General features: G+C 71.5%; 24 protein-coding genes. 13 read left to right on the top strand and 11 right to left on the bottom strand.

Features of this window, described 5'->3' with window-relative positions:
• Nucleotides 1–120 precede the first annotated feature (120 nt).
• Both OIE75_RS09220 and OIE75_RS09215 read right to left on the bottom strand, forming a co-directional pair.
• A complete protein-coding gene (locus OIE75_RS09220) occupies nt 121–561 on the bottom strand; it encodes a hypothetical protein (protein ID WP_329470294.1) in 441 nt (146 codons plus the stop codon).
• Nucleotides 552–1211 carry an ATP-binding protein gene (locus tag OIE75_RS09215; protein ID WP_307011250.1) on the bottom strand — a complete coding sequence of 220 codons (660 nt, stop codon included), beginning with the start codon at nt 1209–1211 and terminating at the stop codon, nt 552–554. Before OIE75_RS09215 ends, OIE75_RS09220 begins: the two co-directional genes overlap by 10 nt.
• Nucleotides 1212–1467: 256 nt before the next feature.
• Between OIE75_RS09215 and OIE75_RS09210 the strand changes: the two genes are divergently transcribed.
• Nucleotides 1468–2328 (top strand): helix-turn-helix domain-containing protein, encoded by an 861-nt coding sequence (locus tag OIE75_RS09210; RefSeq protein WP_122615049.1) that lies wholly within the window; start codon nt 1468–1470, stop codon nt 2326–2328.
• Nucleotides 2329–2604 carry a DUF397 domain-containing protein gene (locus OIE75_RS09205; RefSeq protein WP_161330137.1) on the top strand — a complete coding sequence of 92 codons (276 nt, stop codon included), beginning with the start codon at nt 2329–2331 and terminating at the stop codon, nt 2602–2604.
• A 98-nt stretch (nt 2605–2702) separates the two neighbouring features.
• On the opposite strand, the gene OIE75_RS09200 is transcribed toward OIE75_RS09205, so the two are convergent.
• Both OIE75_RS09200 and OIE75_RS09195 read right to left on the bottom strand, forming a co-directional pair.
• Nucleotides 2703–4193 (bottom strand): glutamate synthase subunit beta, encoded by a 1491-nt coding sequence (locus OIE75_RS09200; RefSeq protein ID WP_329470293.1) that lies wholly within the window; start codon nt 4191–4193, stop codon nt 2703–2705.
• A 146-nt stretch (nt 4194–4339) separates the two neighbouring features.
• Nucleotides 4340–4819, bottom strand: a complete 480-nt coding sequence (locus OIE75_RS09195; RefSeq protein ID WP_307011246.1) for an anthrone oxygenase family protein — start codon at nt 4817–4819, stop codon at nt 4340–4342.
• 163 nt (nt 4820–4982) lie between these two features.
• On the opposite strand from OIE75_RS09195, the gene OIE75_RS09190 reads away from it, so the two are divergent.
• Nucleotides 4983–5615, top strand: a complete 633-nt coding sequence (locus OIE75_RS09190; protein WP_329470292.1) for a uridine kinase — start codon at nt 4983–4985, stop codon at nt 5613–5615.
• Between the two features lie 66 nt (nt 5616–5681).
• Nucleotides 5682–6125, top strand: a complete 444-nt coding sequence (locus OIE75_RS09185) for a PPOX class F420-dependent oxidoreductase (RefSeq protein ID WP_307011242.1) — start codon at nt 5682–5684, stop codon at nt 6123–6125.
• A gap of 32 nt (nt 6126–6157) precedes the next feature.
• Here OIE75_RS09185 and OIE75_RS09180 read toward each other — a convergent pair whose 3' ends face one another.
• Entirely contained in the window at nt 6158–7285 is a 1128-nt protein-coding gene (locus tag OIE75_RS09180) for a magnesium and cobalt transport protein CorA (protein ID WP_329470291.1), read from the bottom strand.
• Between the two features lie 260 nt (nt 7286–7545).
• Between OIE75_RS09180 and OIE75_RS09175 the strand changes: the two genes are divergently transcribed.
• The gene (locus OIE75_RS09175) at nt 7546–8340 is read left to right on the top strand and encodes a methyltransferase domain-containing protein (RefSeq protein ID WP_122615056.1); all 795 of its coding nucleotides are present in this window, start codon (nt 7546–7548) and stop codon (nt 8338–8340) included.
• A 197-nt stretch (nt 8341–8537) separates the two neighbouring features.
• Here the strand turns inward: OIE75_RS09175 and OIE75_RS09170 are convergent, their stop codons facing one another.
• Together OIE75_RS09170 and OIE75_RS09165 are read right to left on the bottom strand one after the other, a co-directional pair.
• Entirely contained in the window at nt 8538–9455 is a 918-nt protein-coding gene (locus tag OIE75_RS09170; RefSeq protein ID WP_329470290.1) for a carbohydrate kinase family protein, read from the bottom strand.
• Nucleotides 9452–10360, bottom strand: a complete 909-nt coding sequence (locus OIE75_RS09165) for a pseudouridine-5'-phosphate glycosidase (protein WP_329470288.1) — start codon at nt 10358–10360, stop codon at nt 9452–9454. The genes OIE75_RS09170 and OIE75_RS09165 overlap by 4 nt, the downstream gene beginning before the upstream one ends.
• A 136-nt stretch (nt 10361–10496) precedes the next feature.
• On the opposite strand from OIE75_RS09165, the gene OIE75_RS09160 reads away from it, so the two are divergent.
• Nucleotides 10497–10925, top strand: coding sequence for a VOC family protein (locus OIE75_RS09160; RefSeq protein WP_329470286.1), 429 nt, complete (start codon nt 10497–10499; stop codon nt 10923–10925).
• A gap of 34 nt (nt 10926–10959) precedes the next feature.
• Here OIE75_RS09160 and OIE75_RS09155 read toward each other — a convergent pair whose 3' ends face one another.
• Both OIE75_RS09155 and OIE75_RS09150 read right to left on the bottom strand, forming a co-directional pair.
• Nucleotides 10960–11514: a methylated-DNA--[protein]-cysteine S-methyltransferase gene (locus OIE75_RS09155; RefSeq protein WP_307011236.1), complete on the bottom strand. Its 555-nt coding sequence runs from the start codon at nt 11512–11514 to the stop codon at nt 10960–10962.
• Nucleotides 11515–11593: 79 nt separating this feature from the next.
• Entirely contained in the window at nt 11594–12487 is an 894-nt protein-coding gene (locus OIE75_RS09150) for a glycerophosphodiester phosphodiesterase (protein WP_307011235.1), read from the bottom strand.
• A gap of 290 nt (nt 12488–12777) precedes the next feature.
• Here OIE75_RS09150 and OIE75_RS09145 point away from each other — a divergent pair, with 290 nt between their 5' ends.
• The 7 genes from OIE75_RS09145 (at nt 12778) to aroQ (ending at nt 21807) form a co-directional block, all read left to right on the top strand.
• Nucleotides 12778–13656, top strand: coding sequence for an MHYT domain-containing protein (locus OIE75_RS09145; RefSeq protein WP_329470284.1), 879 nt, complete (start codon nt 12778–12780; stop codon nt 13654–13656).
• Nucleotides 13657–13696: 40 nt separating this feature from the next.
• A complete protein-coding gene (gene uvrB / locus OIE75_RS09140) occupies nt 13697–15838 on the top strand; it encodes an excinuclease ABC subunit UvrB (protein WP_307011232.1) in 2142 nt (713 codons plus the stop codon).
• 141 nt (nt 15839–15979) lie between these two features.
• Nucleotides 15980–16558: a TerD family protein gene (locus OIE75_RS09135; RefSeq protein WP_329470282.1), complete on the top strand. Its 579-nt coding sequence runs from the start codon at nt 15980–15982 to the stop codon at nt 16556–16558.
• 125 nt (nt 16559–16683) lie between these two features.
• The gene (locus tag OIE75_RS09130) at nt 16684–18723 is read left to right on the top strand and encodes a TerD family protein (protein WP_329473953.1); all 2040 of its coding nucleotides are present in this window, start codon (nt 16684–16686) and stop codon (nt 18721–18723) included.
• Between the two features lie 256 nt (nt 18724–18979).
• Nucleotides 18980–19978 carry a TerC family protein gene (locus OIE75_RS09125; protein WP_307011229.1) on the top strand — a complete coding sequence of 333 codons (999 nt, stop codon included), beginning with the start codon at nt 18980–18982 and terminating at the stop codon, nt 19976–19978.
• 152 nt (nt 19979–20130) lie between these two features.
• Nucleotides 20131–21231 (top strand): calcium:proton antiporter, encoded by a 1101-nt coding sequence (locus OIE75_RS09120; RefSeq protein ID WP_307011228.1) that lies wholly within the window; start codon nt 20131–20133, stop codon nt 21229–21231.
• Between the two features lie 102 nt (nt 21232–21333).
• Nucleotides 21334–21807, top strand: coding sequence for a type II 3-dehydroquinate dehydratase (gene aroQ, locus OIE75_RS09115; RefSeq protein WP_307011226.1), 474 nt, complete (start codon nt 21334–21336; stop codon nt 21805–21807).
• Nucleotides 21808–22014: 207 nt separating this feature from the next.
• Here the strand turns inward: aroQ and OIE75_RS09110 are convergent, their stop codons facing one another.
• Both OIE75_RS09110 and OIE75_RS09105 read right to left on the bottom strand, forming a co-directional pair.
• A complete protein-coding gene (locus tag OIE75_RS09110) occupies nt 22015–22671 on the bottom strand; it encodes an MBL fold metallo-hydrolase (RefSeq protein WP_307011225.1) in 657 nt (218 codons plus the stop codon).
• A gap of 49 nt (nt 22672–22720) precedes the next feature.
• Nucleotides 22721–23407 carry a maleylpyruvate isomerase family mycothiol-dependent enzyme gene (locus OIE75_RS09105; protein WP_307011223.1) on the bottom strand — a complete coding sequence of 229 codons (687 nt, stop codon included), beginning with the start codon at nt 23405–23407 and terminating at the stop codon, nt 22721–22723.
• Nucleotides 23408–23472 lie beyond the last annotated feature (65 nt).

The following is a 23472-nucleotide window of genomic DNA, read 5'->3' as shown; positions in this document are numbered from 1 at the left end:
CCGGATCCCGGCGCGGTTCGTGCGGGCGTGCGGGGCGGGCCGGCGCCGCGGAGGAGGGAGCGCGTGACGGCGAAGGGGGTGGCCGCGGGCTCGCGGGGGAGAGGCAGGGCGCGGCGACGCCTACGCGCTCACCGGCCGGGACCAGGTGGGCGTCGTGTTCGTCAGCCTGCACAGCGCCAGGTAGAGCGGGATGGGCGGGGTGTACGGAACCGTGCCGTCCGGGCGGTGGATGAGGCCGGGAACGGCCGAGGCGTCCGGGACGACCGCTCCGGTGACGTACCGCGCGGGCGCGGGCCACTCCAGGGCGTAGTCGGAGTCGGACGGAACGATCCACCACCAGTGCGTCTCATCGGCGTAGATGCACCCGACGCGCGGCAGCCTCGGCAGCACCTGTTGGGCGAGGTAGGCGGGTACCGCCACCGCGTCGCAGCCCAGCGGGACCGTCATGCCGTCCGGCACGGGAAGTCGCAGGGGTGTCGCGGAGGCGCGTCGTTCGCGCTGGAGGCGGACCATCGTGTCCAGACCGAGCGGTCGGATGCCGGATGCGGCCCTCACAGCCATTCGGTCCCCGTCCCGCGCCATTGGGTCTCCGTACCGCGGGGCGACCGGAGGTGGTTCTCCGCCTCGCCCTCGTCGCCCGTGTCGTCGGCGGGGCCGGGCTTCGGGCGGGCGCCCCAGCCGAGGTCGTTGTGGGGTTCCGACGGGTCGCGCGGGGTGTCGGTCTTGCGCGCCAGCTCCGCCCAGACCAGGAGGCCGGGGCCGTGCTCGTGGGCGCCCCACGCGTCGCACAGGGCGTCGACGAGGAGCAGTCCTCTGCCGTGTTCGTCCTCGGGCTGCTGATCGTCCGCGGGGTGGGGCTGGCCGGGGGCGCAGCCCTCGTCGCGCACGGCTATGCGGACCAGTTCGTCCCCGTCGTGCAGCTCGCAGACTATGTGTCTGCTCGCGGTGTGCACGATCGCGTTGGTCACCAGCTCGGAGACGACCAGGGCCGCGGTGTCGCAGGTGTCCTCGCACACCGACCAGCCGTTCAGCCGAGCCCGGGTCAGGCGTCTCGCCTGCGCGGGGGAACTCGGATGTGCGGCCAGTTCGAAACGGAACCGGCGCTCGGCGGCTGCGGTCCCCGAAGGGCCGACTCCCATGGCGGCACCGAGGCCCAGGGAGCCCGCGGTGGCGTCTGTTCCTAAGGGCGCGGACGGAATCACGCTTGCCACTATCGCCCCGCCGTGAACACTTGGCAAGTGTCACTCTGAAAAATGCAGAGTGCTGTGTGACGTTCTGGACGGCCGTGGCACACTGCTCGCAACAGCACGTCGAGCGGCGCCACTTCAGTCCGTCGAAGGCCTGCACAGGTTTTCGAACAGGTCTTCGGATGGCGCCGCCGGGCTGTCCGCACCAGGCACGGGCGACAAGCACGGGCGCCGGGCACAGGGACGCAAGGACTCTTCGGGACTCTTCAGGAGGTGGGCGGTGAGTGAGCCGCGGTCCGCGCCGACGGTCGGCCAGGTCGTACTCGGCCGGCGCCTGCTGGACCTGCGGGAACGCGCGGGCCTCAAGCGTGAGGAAGCCGCCCGCATCCTGCGCGTCGCCCCCGCCACCGTCCGCCGGATGGAGATGGCCGAGGTCGCCCTCAAGATCCCGTACCTCCAGCTCCTGCTGAAGGCGTACGGCGTCGGTGACGAGGAGGCCGAAGCCTTCGTGCGGCTGGCCGAGGACGCCAACAAGCCGGGGTGGTGGCAGCGCTTCCACGACATCCTGCCCGGCTGGTTCTCGCTGTACGTCAGCCTGGAGGGCGCCGCCGCCCTGATCCGCTCCTACGAGCCGCACTTCGTCCCGGGAGTGCTGCAGACCGAGGACTACGCGCGTGGCGTGCTGCGCTCGGGGGCCATCGGGCAGACCAGGCCCGACGACATCGAGCGCCACGTCGACCTGCGCATGCAACGCCAGGAACTGCTCACCCGCAAGGACGCGCCCCGGCTGTGGGTCGTGATGGACGAGACCGCGCTGCGCCGCCCCGTCGGGGGCCCGGAGGTGATGCGTGCCCAGATCGACAGGCTGCTCGAGGCCACGAAGCTGCCCAACGTGACGCTGCAGGTCGCCCCGTTCTCCAACGGGCCGCACCCCGGCACCTACGGGCCCTTCGTGCTGTTCCGATTCGCCATGCCGGAACTGCCGGACATGGTCTACAGCGAGTACCTGACCGGCGCCGTCTATCTGGACGCGCGCGCCGAGGTGGCGACCCATCTCGAGGTCATGGACCGCATGGCGGCGCAGGCCGCCACGGCACATCGCACGAAGGAGATCCTCCGGGATCTCCGCAAGGAGCTGTGAATGAACCGCATCAAACCCCAGCGCTCGCCACGGACCCGCGGCGAGCGGATCTACAACGGCATGCCCGCCGGCGAGCTGGGCAGCGAGGGCTGGCACAAGCCGTGGAGCGGGGGCAACGGAGGCAACTGCCTGGAGGCCATGAAGCTCGCGGACGGCCGGATCGCGGTCCGGCAGTCCACCGATCCGGAGGGGCCGGCGCTGATCTACACCTCCGCGGAGATGACGGCCTTCATCGAGGGAGCGAAGGCGGGAGAGGCGGACTTCCTGCTGTCCTGAGACGTGTGTCTTTGATCTTTTTGTTCTTTAAGCTTGTTGGCACTGACCTGACCTGACCTGACCTGATTGCCATTCGCGGCCCGTCGCCGGCGGGCCGCTCAGACCCTCATCGGCCGGTCGAAGGGCCCCACGGGGGCGGGGAGCCGCGTGCGGCCGCCGGACAGGTGGCGGTCGACGGCCGCCGCCACCGCCCGTCCCTCCGCGATCGCCCACACGATGAGCGACTGCCCGCGCGCCGCGTCCCCCGCGGCGAACACCCCCGGGACGCCGGTGGCGAAGTCCTGGTCCCGGGTGATCGTGCCCCGGGGCTCCAACCTCAGCCCCAGCCCGTCGATCAGCCCGTCCTCCCGGTCGGGCCCCGAGAAACCGAGGGCGAGCAGGACGAGGTCCACGGGGAGCGCGCGCTCGGTACCGGGCAGCGGACGGCGCCCCGCGTCCACCCCGACCAGGTGCAGCGACCGCACATGCCCCTCGTCGTCCCCGGTGAAGCGGAGCGTGGACGCCGCGAACAGCCGCGCGTCCGCGTCCGCCGCCGGCGCGGACCGCAGATCGCGTGCCTCCTCGTGCGCCGCCGACAGCCGGTAGAGCCGCGGATAGACCGGCCACGGCTCCGCCTCCTCGTCCCGCTCCGCACCCGGCTGCGCGTAGATGTCCAGCTGGGTCACGGACGCCGCCCGGTCCCGTACCGCCGTGCCCAGACAGTCCGCGCCGGTGTCGCCGCCGCCCACGATGACGACGTGCTTCCCCGCCGCGGACAGCGGGGAGCGCTCCAGGTCTCCCTCGCACACCCGGTTGGCCAGCGGCAGGTACTCCATCGCCTGGTGGATGCCCGCCAGCTCCCGCCCCGGCACGGGCAGCTCGCGCCAGGCGGTCGCCCCGGTGGCGACCACCACGGCGTCGTAACGGCTCCGCAGCTCCGCCGCGCCCACGTCCCGGCCGACCGTGGCCGACGTCCGGAACTTTGTCCCCTCCGCCCGCATCTGCTCGATACGCCGCTCCAGATGCCGCTTCTCCATCTTGAAGGCGGGGATGCCGTAGCGCATCAGCCCCCCGATCCGGTCGTCCCGTTCGAACACCGCCACCGTGTGCCCGGCCCGGGTCAGTTGCTGCGCCGCCGCGAGACCGGCGGGTCCGGAGCCGATCACCGCCACCGTCTTCCCGGAGAGCCGGTCCGGCGGCCGTGGCGGGGTGAACCCCTCCTCCCAGGCGCGGTCGGCGATCGCGCACTCGACGTTCTTGATGGTCACGGCCGGCTGGTTGATGGCGAGGACGCAGCCCGCCTCGCACGGCGCGGGGCACAACCGGCCGGTGAACTCGGGGAAGTTGTTCGTGGCGTGCAGCCGCTCGCTCGCCGCCCGCCAGTCCGAGCGGGCCACCAGATCGTTCCAGTCCGGGATCAGGTTGCCCAGCGGACAGGCCTCGTGGCAGAAGGGGACGCCGCAGTCCATGCAGCGGTCGGCCTGCGCGCCGACGATCGGCAGCAGCGCGCCCGGGACGTACACCTCGTCCCAGTCCCGCACCCGCTCCTCGGCCGGCCTGCGGGGCCACTCCTCGCGGGGGGTCGTCAGGAAACCCTTCGGATCGGCCATGGCCCTCTCCCTTGCGTGCGGGGTGGCTGGCCGTGCGGCGCTCTGCGTTCGGGGCGGCGCTCTTGCGCCCCACGATACGTCGGGCCCGCCCCGGACGCAGAGCGCCGCACACCCTTCCCGCGCCCCGCGCGGCGGCGCCCGCTCCCTCAGCGCAGGGCGAGCACGTAGGCCACCGCCGCCGCGGCCGAGGCGATCGTCCGGACGTGGTTCCACGCCGTCCACTCGCGCACGTACGCGGTCCACCGCTCGGCCGCCTGCGCGGAGCCCGGTTCCACTGCGAGCAGGGCGGTGTTGCGCGGCACATTTGCGGCCGCGGTCACCCCGAACGACCCGATCAGATACAGCGCGCTGCCCAGCAGCAGCTCCACCGCGGCCTCCTCCGGCCACAGCACGAACGTCACCACGGCGATCACCGCGGCCAGCACCGTCGTCCCGAGGAACACGGCCATGAACGGCGGCCGCACCGCCGCCTTGTTGATCGAGTTCATCGCGGCGATCCCCTGAGCCGGCGGCAGCGCGGCCAGCCCCCGCATGACGAAGGTCGAGAAGGCGCAGAACACCCCGGCCGTCAGACCGGCCCCGAGCACACCCAGCACCGTCAGCACGAAGTACGGTCCGTCGATCATGTCGCGTCAACTCCCACCCGTCGACCGGTCGCCCGACCGGTGCCGTCCGCCGCCGGTCACCCCAAGTCAACCGCCGCGCGAGCGCCGTGACCATGGCCGACCCGCGCCCGACCATGCGCGAGCGTCCAAGCGGGCGCACCGGCGAGTGACGCATCATGGGCGGGTGCGACTGGAAGCGATCACCTGGGACCGGCTCGGCGACCAGCTCGCCGAGCGCCTGCTCGACCTCGAACCCGCGGACGGCAGCGCATGGACCCGCGTCGCCCTCGACGGTGCCCCCGCCGCCCGCCCCGGCGATCTCGCCGAACGAGTCTCCGAGGCGCTGCGCGTCCGCGGCCGACCCTCCCTCGTCGTCGGGACGGAGGACTTCCTGCGCCCCGCCTCGCTGCGCCTGGAGTACGGGCACCGGGACACCGAGTCCTACTACAACGGCTGGTACGACATCGGTGCCCTGTGGCGCGAGGTCTTCGACCCCCTCGGGCCCGAGGGGAACGGGCGGGCGCTGCCCGACTTGTGGGACCCGGTCACCGACCGCGCCACCCGCAGTCCCCACGTCCAACTCCCTCCCGGCGGTGTGCTGCTGCTGCACGGCCCGTTCCTGCTGCGTCACTGGTTCCCCCTCGACCTGAGCGTCCATCTCGTCCTCACCCCCGGAGCACTGCGCCGCCGGACCACGGAGACCGAGCAGTGGACCCTGCCTGCCTTCGAGCGCTACGACGAGGAGACCGACCCGGCCGGCACCGCCGACATCGTGGTGCGGGCCGACGATCCACGGCATCCCGCGTGGAGCGGCTGACGGGTTCGGGGCGCCAGTTTCCCCGAAGCGCTTCTATATGCGCATGCATGTAACTAGGCTGCCGGCATGACCACTCACTCCGGCGATGCCGCCGTCACCACCGATGCCCGCAACTCCGCCGCCACCTTCGACGAGCCGGTCCGCGCCCTCCTGGACGGCAAGAACTTCGCCTCGGTCGCCACGCTCGGTCCCGACGGCGCCCCGCAGAACTCCGTGGTCTGGATCAAGCGCGAGGGCGACACCGTGCTCTTCTCCTCCGTGGACGGACGGCAGAAGGTGCGCAACCTCCGCCGGGATCCGCGCATCAGCCTGTCGGTCTACGACCTCGCCAACCCGTACACCTCGGTGGAGATCCGCGGCACCGCCGAGATCGTCCCCGACGAGGGGAAGAGACTTCCGCGCGACCTCTCGCACAAGTACCTCGGCATCGATCCGCCGGCGGAGAAGGACGAGGAGACCCGTGTGATCATCCGTGTCGTGCCACGGAAGATCGTGAGCTTCTCGGCCTGATCGGCCCGGCGCCCGAGCCGCTCGCTCCGCCCTCAGAGCCAGCCGTTGCGCCGGAAGCCGCGGTGCAGCGCCAGGCAGGCGACGGCTATCACCCCGATGACCAGGCCGTATCCGTATCGCCAGCGCAGCTCGGGCATGTGGTCGAAGTTCATGCCGTACACCCCGCAGACCATCGTGGGGACGGCGACGATCGCCGCCCAGGCGGTGATCTTCCGCATGTCCTCGTTCTGCGCGACCGTCACGCGGGCGAGGTGTGCCTGGAGGATGGAGTTGAGCAGCTCGTCGAACGCGGCGATCTGCTCGCCGGCCCGCAGCAGGTGGTCGGAGACGTCACGGAAGTACGCCTGTATCTCCGGGTCGACCACCCGGAACGGCCGTGTGGCCAGCTCCTCCAGCGGCCGGCTGAGCGGTACCACGGCCCGCCTCAGTTCGAGCAGTTCACGCTTGAGCTGGTAGATCCGCCCCGGGTCGACCCGCGCGCCGTTCTCCGCGAACACCTCCGTCTCCACATGGTCGACGTCCGCCTGGACCGAGTCGATGACGGTCAGGAAGTCGTCCACCACGTGGTCCGCGATCGCGTGCAGCACCGCCGACGGCCCCTTGGCGAGCTGCGCGGGATCGGACTCCAGCTCCTCTCGCAGCGGACCCAGGGAGCCGTGCCGTCCGTGGCGCACGGTGATCACGAAGTCCTGGCCGACGAACACCATGATCTCGCCGGTGCTGACCACCTCACTGGTGGCCGTCAGCTCCTCGTGCTCCACGTAGCAGACGGTCTTGAACACGGCGAAGAGCGTCTCGCCGTACCGCTCGACCTTCGGCCGCTGGTGGGCCTCGATCGCGTCCTCCACCGCCAGCGGGTGCAGATCGAACAGCTCCGCGACGCCGGCGAACTCCTGGTCCGTCGGCTCGTGCAGGCCGAGCCAGACGAAGCCCGCAGCGCGCTTGCGCATCCTGGCTACCACGTCGACCGGATCGCCGCCCTCGGGGGTGCGGACACCGTCCCGGTAGGTCACGCAGTTCACCACCGAGGAACCCAGCGGGGAGCGGACCGGGTGGCTCAGGTCCACCCGCCGTCGGCGGCGGCCCAGCTGTGCCACCTTGCGCAGGCCGCCGACCTTTCCCAGGCCGGTGACCTTGCGCAGATTCCCTGCCATGGTCATCCGAATCTCCTCGCGTGGGTCCCCTCGCGCCGTGCTTCCCGCGCCTTGGCAGGCCAGTTTGCCAGTCCTGCGCGAGCGCCGTTCGGGCCTGTGGAAACGGAGCATTCCGCTTCCTTCCGGGCTGTGGACGAACCGTCGGCCACGCACCGCCGGAGCCGCCCCGACGGGCCGTCAGGGGCCGGGGGCGGTGGAGCGGGCGTCGCCCTCGCGCCGGAGCGTCGCCCCCTTCCGACAAGCCGGACAACTGGGATGATCGCAGCATGACGCGAACCGACGGATACCTCCTCGACAACCGGCAGGCCGAGGCTGCGGAGCGCTTCGACGCCTTCGCCAAGCTCTTCGACCCCACCACGTTCCGGCACCTCGAGACGCTCGGCGTCGGACCCGGCTGGCGCTGCTGGGAGGTCGGGGCCGGCGGAACCTCCGTGGTGTCGTGGCTGGCCAAGAAGGTCGGGCCGACCGGCAGGGTCATCGCGACGGACATCGACACCTCGCGGGTCGCTCCGGCCGGGCGCCCGCCGGTCGAGGTGCGTGTGCACGACGTGGGCGCGCAGGAGCCGCCGGGGGAGGGGTTCGACCTGGTGCACGCGAGGCTGGTACTCGTCCACGTCCCGGACCGGGAGCGGGCGTTGCGGTCGATGGTCAAGGCCCTGCGCCCCGGTGGCCGCCTCCTGGTCGAGGACGCCGATCCCGCCCTGCAGCCCCTGCTCTGCCCCGACGAGCACGGCCCCGAGCAGCAACTGGCGAACCGCCTCCGGCAGGGCTTCCGCCAGCTGCTGTCCCGCCGCGGAGCCGACCTCTCCTACGGCCGCCGGCTGCCGCGCCTGCTCCGGGAGGCCGGACTGCGCCGCGTGGAGGCCGACGCCTACTTCCCGGTCACCTCGCCCGCGTGCGCCGCCCTGGAGTCGGCGACCGTCCGTCAGATCCGCGACGAGCTGGTCGGCGAGGGAGTGGCCACCCACGACGACATCGACCGGCATCTCGCCAACGTCGCGTCCGGCAGCATGGACCTGGCGACGGCTCCGATGATCTCGGCGTGGGGGCGCAAGGCGTAAGGAGTACCTGCCGGGGCCCCGGCGCCCCCTCATCGGCCTGTCCGCCCCGTCAGCCACGTCCCGTTGGCCACGTCGTCCCGTCAGCCACGTCCCGTTGTGCACGTCGGCCCGTCAGCCACGTCGGCCCGGATGTCCGGGCCAGGCACGCTCACGGCACGGAGAGCACGCGAGCATGCCTGCCGGGTCTCCGCCGCTGATCAGCCGACCGCCCGCGGAGGTCTCCCGCCCACCCGTTCGACCGCAGTCGCACCCGCCCGGCACCCCGCGGCCGCCGCCTCCTCGGGCGTCGCACCCGCGAGCAGCGCGGCGAGGAACGCGCCGGTGAATGCGTCACCGGCGCCCGTACTGTCCCGCGGCGACGCAGGGGCAGCGGGGACCCGGGCGCACACGGCGCCGGCCCGGGCCACCAGAGCGCCCTCCGCCCCCTGCTTGGAGATCACCAGCGGAACGTGCCGGCTCAGCTTGGCCGCCGCGTCCGCGGCATCGGGCAGCCCGGTCAGCAGGCACGCCTCGTCACGGCTCGGCAGCAGGACGTCCACCCCCTCGACCAGACCCAGGAAACGGTCCACCCCCAGCCCGGCGAGGAACCCCGCCGAGGCCGGGTCAAGGCTGACCGGCACCCCGCGCGCGCGTGCCGCGGCCAGGGCGACCGACACCAGCGCGCGGCTCGGTTCCGCGAACAGGAGGTAGCCCGACAGGTGCAGTCGGTCGACGCCGTCGAGCAGCGTGTCCGACCAGTCGCCCGGCCCGATCCGCAACGAAGCCCCGCTGTCCGTGAGGAAGGTCCGCTCGGCCGACGCGCCCGTGTCGACCAGGCAGATCACCGTCCCCGTCGGCGCCGACGGGTCGACCATCAGCAGCGGACGCACTCCACAGGCCGTCAGCTCCCGCTCGTGCCAGCCGGCCGCGTCGGCGCCGACCCTGCCCAGCAGCCGGACGTTCCCGTACCCCGCCCAGGCCGCCCAGCAGGCCACGTTGGCACCCGCACCGCCGGGCAGGCGACGGATCGAGGCGACCGTGTCCGTACCGGCGGCCAGCGGCACCCGGTGGCGGGCGACCACGTCCGTGACGACATCGCCGACGACCAGCAACGCCCCGCCCGGCCGCACGGTCATGCCCGGGCCCAGGCCGTCGCGATACGGGCCGCCAGCCGTACGTTTCCGCGCACCGCCGCCAGATTGGCGCTCAGCGAGGCACCGTCGGTGTGGCGCACCAGGTGGTCCAGGAGAAACGGGGTGACCGCCTGCCCGGTCACCCCCTCCGCCTCGCACGCGCGCAGCGCGTCGGCCAGCACGCGTGCGTGCAGCGCGGGATCCAGCTGCTCCTCCTCGGGGACCGGGTTGGCGACCACGAACGCGGACCGCGGCCCGTCCAGGCCGTCCTGCGCCCGCATGACGGCCGCCACCTGCTCCGGGCTGTCCAGCGTCCAGTCCACCGGGTGCCCGGAGTCGGACAGGTAGAAGCCGGGGAAGCGGTCCGTGCCGTAGCCCGCCACCGAGACGCCGAGCGTCTCCAGCCGTTGCAGGGTCGCCGGTACGTCCAGGATGGACTTCACCCCCGCGCACACCACGGTGATCCGGGTGCGTGCCAGCAGGCCCAGGTCGGCCGACTCGTCCTGCGTCACCGTCCACTCCCGGTGCACACCGCCCAGCCCACCGGTCGCGAACACCCGCACGCCCGCCAGAGCCGCCAGCAGCGCGGTCGCCGACACGGTGGTCGCGCCGCTCGCTCCGGCCGCCACCGCGAGCGGCAGGTCCCGATGGCCCAGCTTGCGGATGCCGTCCTCGTTGGCGACCCGCTCCAGTTGCTCCTTGTCGAGGCCCACGTGCGGCCGCCCGTCCAGGACGGCGATCGTCGCCGGGACGGCGCCCTCCCGACGGACCACCTCCTCCAGCTCCCCGGCCACCAGCAGATTGCGCGGGCGCGGCAGCCCGTGCGCGATGATCGTGGACTCCAGGGCCACCACGGGCTCACGCGCGTCGATCGCCGCCCGTACCTCTTCCGACACCACCAGCATCACGCGCCTGCCTCCTGTCCGACGGTCTCCCTCGGCTCCGGTCTCCCTCATCCCTGGCGGGCGACGGACCGGGTCAAACCCCCGAGGGGGCCGCACCGGCCTCTTGCGGGTGCCGGGGGAGGGCGCCAGCCTGGGAACCATGACGGACAACACGACACGTCTCGACCACGTGGTGCTCTGGGTCCGCGACCCGGTCGCCGCGGCCGGGTTCTACGAGAAGAACCTGGGGCTGGAGCCCTTGCGGCTCACCGAGTACGCCGCGGGGACCGTGAGTTTTCCTTCCGTGCGGCTCAACGAAGAGACCATCCTCGATCTCGCGCCGCACTCCCTCGCGGCACGCATGCGGGTCGTCGCCGGCGCCGACGAGAGCGCGGGGCATCCCGTCAACCACATCTGCCTGTCCCTGCCCGCGCACGAGTTCCACGCGCTGCGCGCCCGCCTGGAGGAGCAGTCCGTCCCGGTCTCGGAGCTCTCCCACGACTCCTACGGCGCCCGCGGCATGGCCCGGCGCAGCTTCTACTTCGGCGACCCGGACGGCAACATCATCGAGGCCAGGCACTACGACTAGCTCCGCCCGCCACCGGACATCCCGGGGAGCGCGCTCAGAACAGCGGCTCGGGCAGCACACCCTCCAGCGCGAGCAACCGCCGCTTGGTCTCCACCCCGCCGCCGAACCCGCCGATGCCCCCGTCGCGCTCCACCACGCGGTGGCAGGGCACGACGACCGGCAGCGGGTTGGCGCCCATGGCCATACCGACCGCCTGGGCCGCGCCCGGCTGGCCCACCCGGCCGGCCAGGTCGCCGTACCCGACGACCGAGCCGTAAGGGACGCCGGAGGCCAGCTCACGCAGTACCTCCCGGTTGAACCCCGAGATCAGCGACCAGTCCAGCGGCAGGTCGAAGTCCTGCCTGGCCCCCGCGAAGTACGACGCCACCTGGCGTATCGCCTCGGCCAGCAGCGGGGAGCCGGGGGCCTCCACGGGCTCCGTGCCCAGCCGGGCCGCGAGCCTTTCGAGCGCCTGGTCGCGGGCGTCGGCGGTGGCGTGGAACACGACGTTGACCAGGCCGTCGGAGGTGGCGGCCAGCATCAGCGGACCGATGTCGGTGCCGACGACGGTCCACACGACCCGCTGCTCGTACTGCCCAGGGCTGTCCATGCGCCCACGGTACGGCCGACCACTGACAATGCCCGGGACAGCGGCCTGTGCGGCCGGTCCGTCCCGGGCATCGAGGGGGTCAGCGTGCGGACGGGTACGCGTCCTCGCCGACGGCGTCCCGCACCACGTCCGGCTTGTTGGTGATGATGCCGTCGACGCCGTACCCCGCCACCCGCCGGGCTGCGGCAGCGGTGTCCACCGTCCAGGTCAGAACCTCCATCCGCTTGCCGTGCGGCCCCTCGAACGCGTGCACCGAGGCCACGTAGGTCATGGAGAGGGAGCCGTGCGAGGGGTTGATCTGGTCCACGAACTCGGCGTACCCGGGCAGGTCCGACACGAGAGGCGTGCCGAGGAAGCCCGTCTTGACGGCCGGCTTGAGCTCGTGGACCGTCCGGATGCTGTCCGTGCTGAAACTCTGCACCACCAGCCGGCCGGTCACATGGCGGCGGTCGAGCCAGCCCTCGTTGGCGAGCACCTTGAGGGTCTGCTGCTCGATGCCCGGGTACAGGCCGGGGCTCTTCAGCTCCAGCAGCAGCTTCTGGTGGTTGTGCTCCACACGGTTCACGTACTGCTTCAGCGTCGGCACGCGCGCGCCCGCGTACCGGGACCCGAACCAGCTCCCCGCGTCCAGCCGCGCGATCTCCGCGGCGGTGAAGTCCTTCACCTTCCAGGGGGACCGGCCGGGGAAGACCTCCTCCACGTCGGTGGTACGCCGCAGGTCGTCGTCGTGCATGACGACGAGTTCGCCGTCCTTGGTGCGCTGGACGTCGTTCTCCACCCAGCGGATGCCCAGCTCGGCCGCCTTGTCGACGGCGGCCAGCGTGTTCTCCGGCGCGTAGGCCGAAGCGCCCCGGTGCGCGACGACCGTGGGCCCGTCGTCGCCGGTCCCGGTGTCCCGGGCGTGCGAGAGGGGCGCAGTCAGGGCGACTCCCAGAAGTGCGGTGGTCGTGACGGCAACTGTGCGCACGTGCATGCGTACTCCTCGCGTCGAGCGATCACGGACAGCTCCACTGTGACACCGGAGAGTCAACGGGAGAGGGGTACAGAATGGCCACTGGCTGAATGGAGTTGCTCAACTACGCTCACCAGGGCGGCACAAGTGGGGCGAGGCCGTGATTCTTTGCCGGAGAATCGTTCGACCATTCCGGTGGGCGTCATACTCTCTGCCTCGGCCCCGGTCGTTCGCTCAGGCCCGCGAGTGGGTGCACATCAGGGGAATCCGGTACTCCACCGGGGCGTAAGAAGGCGGAAGGGCAGCCGCAGATGCAAGGCACGGTCGACGGATTCAACTACGGACTCGTCACACCACTGGTGGCCTACCTCATGGCGTGCCTCGGCGGTGCCCTCGGTCTGCGCTGCACCACGAGGGCCATGCTGGTCACCCGTTCCTGGCGCCCCGGGTGGCTCGCCCTGGGCTCGGCGGCGATCGGCTCCGGCATCTGGACCATGCACTTCATCGCGATGATGGGGTTCACGATCGAACACACGCCGATCCGCTACGACTGGCTGATGACCTTCGCCAGCCTGGCCGTGGCCATCGTGATGGTGGGGGTCGGGATCTTCATAGTCGGCTACCGCGGCGCCCGCGGGACCGCCCTGTTCACCGGCGGCACCGTCACCGGCCTGGGGATCGCCTCGATGCACTACCTGGGTATGGCCGGGATGCACCTGGACGGACAACTGAGCTACAACACGTTCACCGTGTCCGTGTCCGTCGTCATCGCCATGGGTGCTGCCACCGCCTCACTGTGGGCGGCCGGACAGGTCCGGGGCTTCCTGTGGAGCGTGGGCGCCGCCCTGATCATGGGGCTGGCCGTCACCGGCATGCACTACACGGGCATGGCCGCCCTCGACGTCCATGTCGGCGGCACGTCCGAGCCCAGCGTCGGGGGCTCGCCCGCCGAGCTCCTCGCCCCGATGCTGATCGGACCCCTCGCCTTCCTCGTCCTGGCCGGCGTCGTCGTCCTGCTCGACCCGCTGATGGTCATGGGCAAGCCCACCGCCCCGCCCGTCGAGCGGAAGCCCGGCATCCCCGCCCACTCCGAGATCCCGCGCACGGTCCACCGTCCGGTCCGTCACCCGGCCCGCCACCTGCGCCGTCCGCTCGCCCACCGGCGACCTCGCGCCCCGCAGAACCGCTGATCCGGACCCGTTGTCAGTGGGGGGTCGTACGGTGGAACCCATGCGGCCCGTTTCCCAGATCGAACGCACGGTGGCGCCCTTCGAGGTCGTCAGCCCCTACCAGCCGAACGGCGACCAGCCGGCGGCCATCGCCGAGCTGGCCCGGCGAGTCGAAGCAGGCGAGAAGGACGTCGTCCTGCTCGGCGCGACCGGCACCGGCAAGTCCGCCACCACCGCGTGGATGATCGAGAAGCTCCAGCGGCCCACCCTGGTCATGGCGCCGAACAAGACCCTGGCCGCCCAGCTGGCGAACGAGTTCCGCGAACTGCTGCCGAACAACGCCGTCGAGTACTTCGTCTCGTACTACGACTACTACCAGCCCGAGGCCTACGTCCCCCAGTCGGACACCTACATCGAGAAGGACTCCTCGATCAACGAGGAGGTGGAGCGGCTGCGGCACTCCGCGACCAACTCCCTGCTCACCCGCCGCGACGTCGTCGTGGTCGCCTCCGTCTCCTGCATCTACGGCCTGGGCACCCCCCAGGAGTACGTGGACCGGATGGTCCCCCTCCGGGTCGGCGAGGAGCACGACCGGGACGAGCTGCTGCGCCGCTTCGTCGACATCCAGTACACGCGCAACGACATGGCCTTCGCCCGCGGCACCTTCCGCGTGCGCGGCGACACCATCGAGATCTTCCCGGTCTACGAGGAGCTCGCCGTACGCATCGAGATGTTCGGTGACGAGATCGAGGCCCTGTCCACCCTCCACCCGGTCACCGGCGAGATCATCAGCGACGACCAGCAGCTCTACGTCTTCCCCGCCTCCCACTACGTCGCGGGCCCCGAGCGCTTGGAGCGGGCGGCCAACGACATCGAGAAGGAGCTGGCCGAGCGCCTGACCGAGCTGGAGAAGCAGGGCAAGCTCCTGGAGGCCCAGCGACTGCGGATGCGCACGACGTACGACCTCGAGATGCTCCGCCAGATCGGCAGCTGCTCCGGGGTGGAGAACTACTCGATGCACTTCGACGGTCGCCTCCCCGGCTCCCCGCCGAACACGCTGCTGGACTACTTCCCGGACGACTTCCTGCTCGTCATCGACGAGTCGCACGTCACCGTGCCGCAGATCGGCGCGATGTACGAGGGCGACGCCTCCCGCAAGCGCACCCTCGTCGACCACGGCTTCCGGCTGCCCTCCGCACTCGACAACCGACCGCTGAAGTGGGAGGAGTTCCAGGGGCGTATCGGGCAGACCGTCTACCTGTCCGCGACCCCGGGCGCCTACGAGCTCTCCCGCGCGGACGGTGCCGTGGAGCAGATCATCCGCCCCACCGGCCTCGTCGACCCGGAAGTCGTCGTCAAGTCCACCGAGGGCCAGATCGACGACCTGGTGCACGAGATCCGCAAGCGGACCGAGAAGGACGAGCGGGTCCTGGTCACCACACTCACCAAGAAGATGGCCGAGGACCTCACCGACTACTTCCTGGAACTGGGCATCCAGGTCCGCTACCTGCACAGCGACGTCGACACCCTGCGCCGCGTCGAACTGCTGCGTGAACTGCGCGCCGGTGAGTACGACGTCCTGGTCGGCATCAACCTGCTGCGAGAGGGCCTCGACCTGCCCGAGGTCTCCCTGGTGGCGATCCTCGACGCCGACAAGGAGGGCTTCCTGCGCTCCGGCACCTCGCTGATCCAGACCATCGGCCGCGCGGCGCGCAATGTCTCCGGCGAGGTCCACATGTACGCCGACAAGATCACGCCGGCGATGGAGAAGGCGATCGACGAGACCAACCGCCGACGCGAGAAGCAGGTCGCGTTCAACAAGGCGAACGGCATCGACCCGCAGCCACTCCGCAAGAAGATCAACGACATCGTCGCGCAGATCGCCCGCGAGGACGTCGACACCGAGCAGCTGCTCGGCTCCGGCTACCGCCAGGTGAAGGAGGGGAAGGGCGCCAAGGCCCCCGTGCCCTCCCTCGGCGGCCAGGCGGCGGGTGCGAAACCGGCCAAGGGCCGGGGCAAGACCAAGGAGACGGTGCCGACCGACCGTCCCGCCGCGGAGCTCGCCGAGCAGATCGAGGAACTGACCAACCGCATGCGGGCGGCCGCCGCCGACCTCCAGTTCGAGATCGCCGCCAGGCTGCGCGACGAGGTCTCCGAGATGAAGAAGGAACTGCGTCAGATGAGGGAGGCGGGCCTGGCCTGAGGGCCCGACCGGGCACGGGCTGTGTTGCAAGACCGACACAAAGTGCGGACCGGGGTGGGGCACTGTCAGTGCCCGTGCGTAGGGTTCAGGTCAACCGCGGGCTCCGCGGCAACAGGGGACAGTTCGAGAGGGGATCAGCGCGTGACCGTCAACATGACCAAGGGTCAGGCCATCAGTCTGCAGAAGAACGACGGCGGCAGCCTGACGTCGGTGCGCATGGGTCTCGGCTGGCAGGCGGCTCCCCGGCGCGGCCTGTTCGGCTCCCGCACCCGGGAGATCGACCTGGACGCCTCCGCGGTCCTCTTCGCGGACAAGCAGCCGGTCGACGTCGTCTTCTTCCGCCACCTGGTGAGCGACGACGGCTCGGTGCGCCACACCGGGGACAACCTGGTGGGCGGTGTCGGCCAGGGCGGCGACGACGAGGCGATCCTCGTCGACCTCCAGCGCATCCCGGTCCACATCGACCAGATCGTCTTCACCGTGAACTCGTTCACCGGCCAGACCTTCCAGGAAGTGCAGAACGCGTTCTGCCGCCTGGTCGACGAGACCAACGGGCAGGAACTCGCCCGCTACACGCTGGCCGGTGGCGGCGCCTACACGGCGCAGATCATGGCCAAGGTGGACCGAGCGGGCCAGGGCTGGTCGATGACCGCCATCGGTACCCCGGCCAACGGCCGCACCTTCCAGGACCTGATGCCGGCGATCCTGCCGGTCCTCTGACGAGCGACGAAGCCGCAATGCCGGTCCCGCGAGGGGCCGGCCGGACACCCCGCCCCGCGAGCGGGACGGACGAGCGCCGCACGGCACATCACGAGTGACGCATGAGTGACACAGGGGGACAGGCGATGACGGCCGAGCTGACGCGGGGACAGAACCACCCGCTTCCCCGGACCCGTCTGGAGATCCGGGTCTCGGCCGGCACGCCGATCGTGGCCGGAGCCACGCTCGGCGACGAGAAGGGCACGGTTCACGGGGTGGAGTGGGTGGCTCACCCGGGCACCCCCACCCTGCCGGGCCTGGAGGTCTCCCGGCAGGCGGCCGCCGACCACCGCCTCGCGGTGGACCTGGACGCACTCCCGGACACCGTGCACCGCGTGAGCGTGCTGCTCGCCCTGCCCGCCGCCGGGCAGGGCCCGGTCCGTTTCGGTGCCGTCGCCGCCCCCTTCGTCGCGGTCACGGACCTCGACGGCGACGAAGTCGCCAGCTACACCGTCACCGGCCTGGAACGCGAGTCCGCGGTCGTCGCCCTGGAGCTCTACCGGCGCCAGGGCGCGTGGAAGGTGCGCGCCGTCGGCCAGGGCTACGCGGGCGGCCTCGCCGAACTGCTCACCGACCAGAACCTGCCCCAGGCCCACCAGTTGGCCGGGACCATCCACGAAGCGGTGGGGCGCGGGCTGGCCCGTTCGGTACCGGCCCCTCCGGCCCACGCCGCGGACGCCGACCGCCCCCGGCAGACCGCCGCCCCGGCGCACGGTCCGGACCACGGCTCCGCACCCCAGGGCGCTCCCGGTCCCGTACCGCCGGTGTCCCCGTACGACGGCCAGAGTCCTGCCGGCGGTCAGACACCCGGCGGGCCGGGACAGCACGTGACGCAGCAGCCGTACCGGGACGGCACGGGCGACCCCGCACCGGCCGGCCAGGCGTCCACGCCCACCGGCGGCGGCCCCATCGACTACAGCCACCCGCGCCGCCAGAACGCGGCCCCGCCGCCGCCCCCGCCGGCCGCGCCCCCGGCCGAACCAGGCCGGCCCGCCCGGCCCGTCGCCGGTGACGCCACCGGCTGGTCCATGGAGGAGCGGCTCTACAACCAGGTGTGGGGCATGTTCGAGGACCTGTCCCGCACCATGGCCGCGTACCGCAGCGCCGTCGACTTCGCCGACTCGCGCATGGAGAAGGAACTCGACCAGGCCCTCTCCGACCCGCGCAGCCGGATCGGCGGACAGGGAGACGCCGCCCGCGAGGCGGCACGTGCCCGGCACGACCAGTTGGTCTCCCGGGCCAGGGAGGTCCTGGACCGGGACGTCGCCCAGCTGGTCGCCGAGGCCGAGGTCGTCGAGCCCGCCCTGCCCGCGGCGTTCGCGCGCTGGGACAACCCGGTCTGGCACGCCTACCGCGTCCCCATGGAGATACCGATGGCCCTGCGGCTGGGCGATCTCCATCTGCCGGAGGCCGACCGCGTACGCATCCCGCTGCTGATGCGGCTGCCGCTGGAGCGCGGTCTGTGGATCGACAGCGGGCGTTCCGCCTCGCTCGACGGTGCGGTCCCGGACTCCCACGAGACGCGGCGGCTCGGCCTGGAGACGGCGGTCGCGCACGCGGCCCGGCTGCTCGCCGTGTACCCGGCGGGCGAGTTCACCGTGCACGTCATCGACCCGGCCGGATCCGGTGCGCAGCCGCTGGCACCCCTCGTGCAGACCGGGGTGCTCGCCGCTCCGCCCGCCCTCGGCGCGGCAGGGACGGCGGACGTGCTGGCCCGCCTCACCCAGCGCGTCGACCTGGTGCAGATGGCGTTGCGCGGCGGTGCTCCCGACGCGCTGCCGCCCGGTGTCGACACGTCCCAGCAGCTCCTGATCGTCAACGACTTCCCGCACGGCTTCGACGACCGGGCGGTGAACCAGCTGCGCTACCTCGCCGACGAGGGGCCGGCCGTCGGCGTCCACCTGATGATGGTCGCCGACCGGGAGGAGTCCGCGGGGTACGGGCCGCTGCTGGACCCCCTGTGGCGTTCACTGCTCCGGCTGACACCGGTACCCGAGGACCACCTGGCCGACCCCTGGGTCGGGCATGCGTGGACGTACGAGCCGGCGCTCGTGCCGCCCGGCAGCCAGGTGCTCCAGCAGGTCCTCGCTCAGGTCGCGGCGGCCCGCCGTTCGTGGGGCGGGTAAAGGGCCCCGAGCTGGGCTTTTGAGCTTAATTTGCAAATCTCTTTACCCTCCCTTGGGGAATGGGGTACTGTCGTCCGTACGGAGGGGAGTACTCCCTGTCTGTGCGGCGACCCCGTCAATACGGATCAGGCCAGATCCCGGGGCGTCGGCCCGTGGGTTCCGCGGACGCACAGCGCGTTCCGGACACCCGGGGTGGAAGAGACCTCCGGCAGCGACGACGCTGACATTTGCCGTGTGACGCACTGCCGGAGGCGTAGTGGAAGTTTCTGTGACCCTGTGGGTCCTGACCATCGTGGGCCTCGCCGCCCTTATCGCGGTCGATTTCTTCATCGGCCGCAAGCCGCACGACGTATCGATCAAGGAAGCGGGAATCTGGACGATCGTCTGGATCGTCCTCGCGGGCCTCTTCGGAGTCGGCCTGCTCATCTTCGGCGGCGGCCAGCCCGCCGGTGAGTTCTTCGCGGGCTTCATCACCGAGAAGTCCCTCAGCGTGGACAACCTGTTCGTCTTCGTCCTGATCATGGCGAAGTTCGCGGTGCCCTCGCAGTACCAGCAGCGCGTGCTGCTCATCGGTGTCCTCATAGCCCTGGTCCTCAGGGCGATCTTCATCGCCGCGGGCGCCGCGATCCTCGCCAGCTTCGCGTGGGTCTTCTACATCTTCGGTGCCTTCCTGATCTGGACCGCCTGGAAGCTCATCCAGGAGGCCCGGGCCGATGAGGAGGACGAGGAGTTCGAGGAGAACAAGCTCCTCAAGGCCGCCGAGCGCCGCTTCGGTGTCGCCGACCGATACCACGGCACCAAGCTGTGGATCGAGGAGAACGGCAAGCGGATCATGACCCCGATGCTGGTCGTGATGCTCGCGATCGGCACCACCGACGTGCTCTTCGCGCTCGACTCCATCCCGGCGATCTTCGGTCTGACCCAGGATCCGTACATCGTGTTCACGGCCAACGCGTTCGCCCTGATGGGCCTGCGCCAGCTGTACTTCCTCATCGGTGGTCTGCTGAGGAAGCTGGTCCACCTCTCGTACGGCCTGTCGGTCATCCTGGGCTTCATCGGCGTCAAGCTGGTGTTGCACGCGCTGCACGAGTCCGGGGTGCACGTTCCCGAGATCAGCATTCCGGTCTCGCTCGGCGTGATCTGCTCCGTCCTGATCATCACCACGATCACCAGCCTGCGGGCGTCCAAGAAGCAGGCCCAGGCGGAAGCGGCGGCCGGGAGCGACGACGCCGAGAAGGACAGCGTCGAAGCCTGACCGGAAACGGTCCGATCCCCAGTCGGTCGTAGGCCGGTCGTGGGCGACCCCCACCGGGAGCAGCGGGCGGCGAAGAGCCGCCCGCCGCTTCCCGTTCGCCGGTCCGTGTGACAGAGAATGCGGGGCTCGTCGCCCTCTGCGACGATCGCCGCATGATCACGCGGCCCAGGGACCTCATCACACAGTGGACGGCCATCAGTCCGTTGGCCGCGGTGGTGCTGCTGATCCTCACCTGGGGACGCGATCTGCCCGGAGCCCTGGTCGCGCTGATGACGGTCGTCCTCGCGATGGCCGTCCTGGCCGCCGTGCACCACGCGGAGGTCGTGGCCCATCGGGTCGGCGAACCCTTCGGCTCCCTGGTCCTCGCCGTCGCGGTGACGGTCATCGAGGTCGCGCTCATCGTGACGCTGATGGTGGACGGCGGCGACAAGAGCGCCACCCTGGCCAGGGACACGGTCTTCGCCGCCGTGATGATCACCTGCAACGGCGTGGTGGGCCTCAGCCTCCTGGTCGGCTCCCTCCGGCACGGCATCGCCCAGTTCAACGCCGAGGGCACCGGTGCCGCCCTCGCGACGGTGGCGACCCTGGCCACCCTCAGTCTGGTGCTGCCCACGTTCACCACCAGCGCGCCCGGCCCGGAGTTCTCCACCGTGCAGCTCACCTTCGCGGCGCTCTCCTCGCTCATCCTCTACGGCCTGTTCATCGCCACCCTGACCGTGCGGCACCGCGACTACTTCCTGCCGATCACCCGGCACGGCGAAGTGATCACGGTCGAGGAGCACGCCCACGCACCGTCCGCCCGTACCGCCCTGACCAGCCTGGTGATGCTGGCCCTGGCGCTGATCGGCGTCGTCGGACTGGCGAAGGGGGTGTCGCCGACCATCGAGGACGGAGTGGAGGCCGCCGGGCTCCACCACGCCGTGGTCGGCGTCATCATCGCCCTGCTGGTGCTGCTCCCCGAGACCATCGCCGCGGTGCGTTCCGCGCGCCGCGACCGGGTGCAGACCAGCATGAACCTCGCCCTCGGCTCGGCGATGGCGAGCATCGGCCTGACCATTCCCGCGGTCGCCCTGGCCTCCGTGTGGCTCACCGGGCCGCTGGTCCTGGGCCTGAGCGCCATCCACATGGTGCTGCTCGCCCTGACCGTGGTCGTCGCCTCGCTGACCGTCGTACCGGGACGGGCCACCCCCCTCCAAGGAGGAGTGCACCTGGTGCTGTTCGCGGCGTACTTGGAGCTCGCGATCAATCCGTAGGCGGAGGGGACGGCCGGCCGGGGCTCCGGCGCACCGTGATAGACCGGGGGCCGAGCAGCGGTCGCGCAAGGGCCGCCGCACCCCTCACGGACCGGAGGAACCGTGCCCCGCACCCTGGCCAACGCCCCGATCATGATCCTCAACGGCCCCAACCTGAACCTGCTGGGCCAGCGACAGCCGGAGATCTACGGCTCCGACACCCTTGCCGACGTCGAGGCCCTGTGCGTGAAGGCCGCGGCGGCACACGGCGGCACGGTGGACTTCCGGCAGTCCAACCACGAGGGCGAGTTGGTCGACTGGATCCACGAGGCCCGGCTGAGCCACTGCGGGATCGTGATCAATCCCGCCGCCTACTCGCACACCTCCGTGGCCGTCCTGGACGCGCTCAACACCTGCGACGGGCTGCCCGTGGTGGAGGTCCACATCTCCAACATCCACCAGCGGGAGCCGTTCCGGCACCACTCCTACGTCTCGCAGCGCGCCGACGGAGTCATCGCGGGGTGCGGTGTGCAGGGATACGCGTTCGCCGTGGAGCGGGTCGCCGCGCTGGCCGGGACGGGACAGGCCCGGGCCTGAGTCCGCCGGGGCCGCCGGTCGAGGGCGGGAATCGGGAGACCGGCGGCCCTTACCGCACGGGAGCCGTCATCCCGCGCGGGGCTGCCTTCAGTGGACCGCCCCCGCCGGCGGGCCGGGAGCGCGCGCGGAGCACCGATGTGTGCGAACGCGTCACACGGGGCGCGCGCGCCGGTTCGAGCGCGGGTGTCCGCGCCGCGCTCCCGTCGCTCACCAGCCGCGTGCGCGCCACTCCGCCAGGTGCGGCCGCTCCGCGCCGAGCGTGGTGTCGTCGCCGTGCCCGGGGTAGACCCACGTCTCGTCCGCGAGCACGTCGAAGACCTTCGTCTCCACGTCGTGGAGCAGGCTCGCGAACGCCTTCGGGTCCTTGTGGGTGTTGCCCACACCGCCCGGGAAGAGACAGTCCCCCGTGAACACATGGGGGTGCCCGTGCGGGTCGTCGTACACCAGGACGATGGAGCCCGGGGTGTGGCCGACCAGGTGGCGTGCGGTGAGTTCCACCTGCCCCACCCTGATCGTGTCCCCGTCGTCGACCGCGACGTCGGTCGGCACCGGAATGCCCTCGGCGTCGTACCGGCCGGCGTGGGTGCGGGCCCCGGTGGCGGCGACGACCTCGGCGAGTGCCTGCCAGTGGTCGCCGTGGCGGTGGGTGGTGACGACGGACGCGATGCCGTCGTCACCGATCGTGCCGAGCAGCGTGTGCGCGTCGTTGGCGGCGTCGATCAGCAGTTGCTCGTCGGTGGCCCGGCAGCGCAGCAGATAGGCGTTGTTGTTCATCGGGCCGACCGCGACCTTGGTGATCATCAGGTCCTTGAGCTCGTGCACGTCGGCGGGTCCGCCGACCGTCACCTCTCCGCTGTACGTCATGACGGCCAGCCTAGCTCCGGGAAGCGGTCCGCGGACCGCCGTGCACGGGCTACAGCGGCGGGAGTTCCGGCAGCGGGCCGCCCGTCACCGTGAGCGCGGTGCCCTCTCGGCGCCCGGCGAGCCAGCCGAGCAGATCCGCCGGGGGACCGGTCACGGTCACCTCCGGTGCGTCCGCCTCCCGGCCCGTGCGCCACGCGTGCGTACCGTCCGTCAGGCGGGTGGGCGGCACGTCCGGGTGCCCGGTGAAGCGGGCGGCGAGGAAGTCGGTCTCGCGCCCGGTGAACTCCGCCGGGAGATCCTCCAGCTCGTACCCGATGCCCAGGTCCACGTGGTGCAGCTCCACCTCGACCCACCGCCGGAACGGCACCCGGGACGCGGAGTCGGTGACACCGTTGCGCAGCTCCACCGTGCGCGACCAGTCCGCGGGCGCCGCACCGGCCGCCTGGAACCCGGCCGCGCTCTCGCGGACGTCCGCGAGCTGGGCGTCGAGGGACCGCGGGGCGTCCCGCTCGATGTCGGCGTCCCGGGCCTCGCCGGAGACGTACATGGGACGTCCTTCGAGGACGTTCACGAGCGCGTCGGCGTTCCGGGCGAGGTGGGCGAGGACATGGCCGCGGGTCCAGCCGGGAAGCCGTGACGACTGCGTCACGGACGCGTTGTCCAGTTTCCCGACCGCGGTGAGCAGCCGCTCGGTCGCGTCACGTACAGACGCCAGGTCATGAGCGTGATCAATCATGGTGCTGACCCTAGACCGACCCACACCTTCGGGTGAAGGTGGTGGACGACGCCCGCAATTCGAAT

Origin of the sequence: Streptomyces sp. NBC_01723 (genome assembly GCF_036246005.1) — a bacterium.
Classification (GTDB): domain Bacteria; phylum Actinomycetota; class Actinomycetes; order Streptomycetales; family Streptomycetaceae; genus Streptomyces.
Note: the sequence above shows the minus strand (reverse complement) of the source record. Positions and strands in the feature narration are given on the sequence as shown.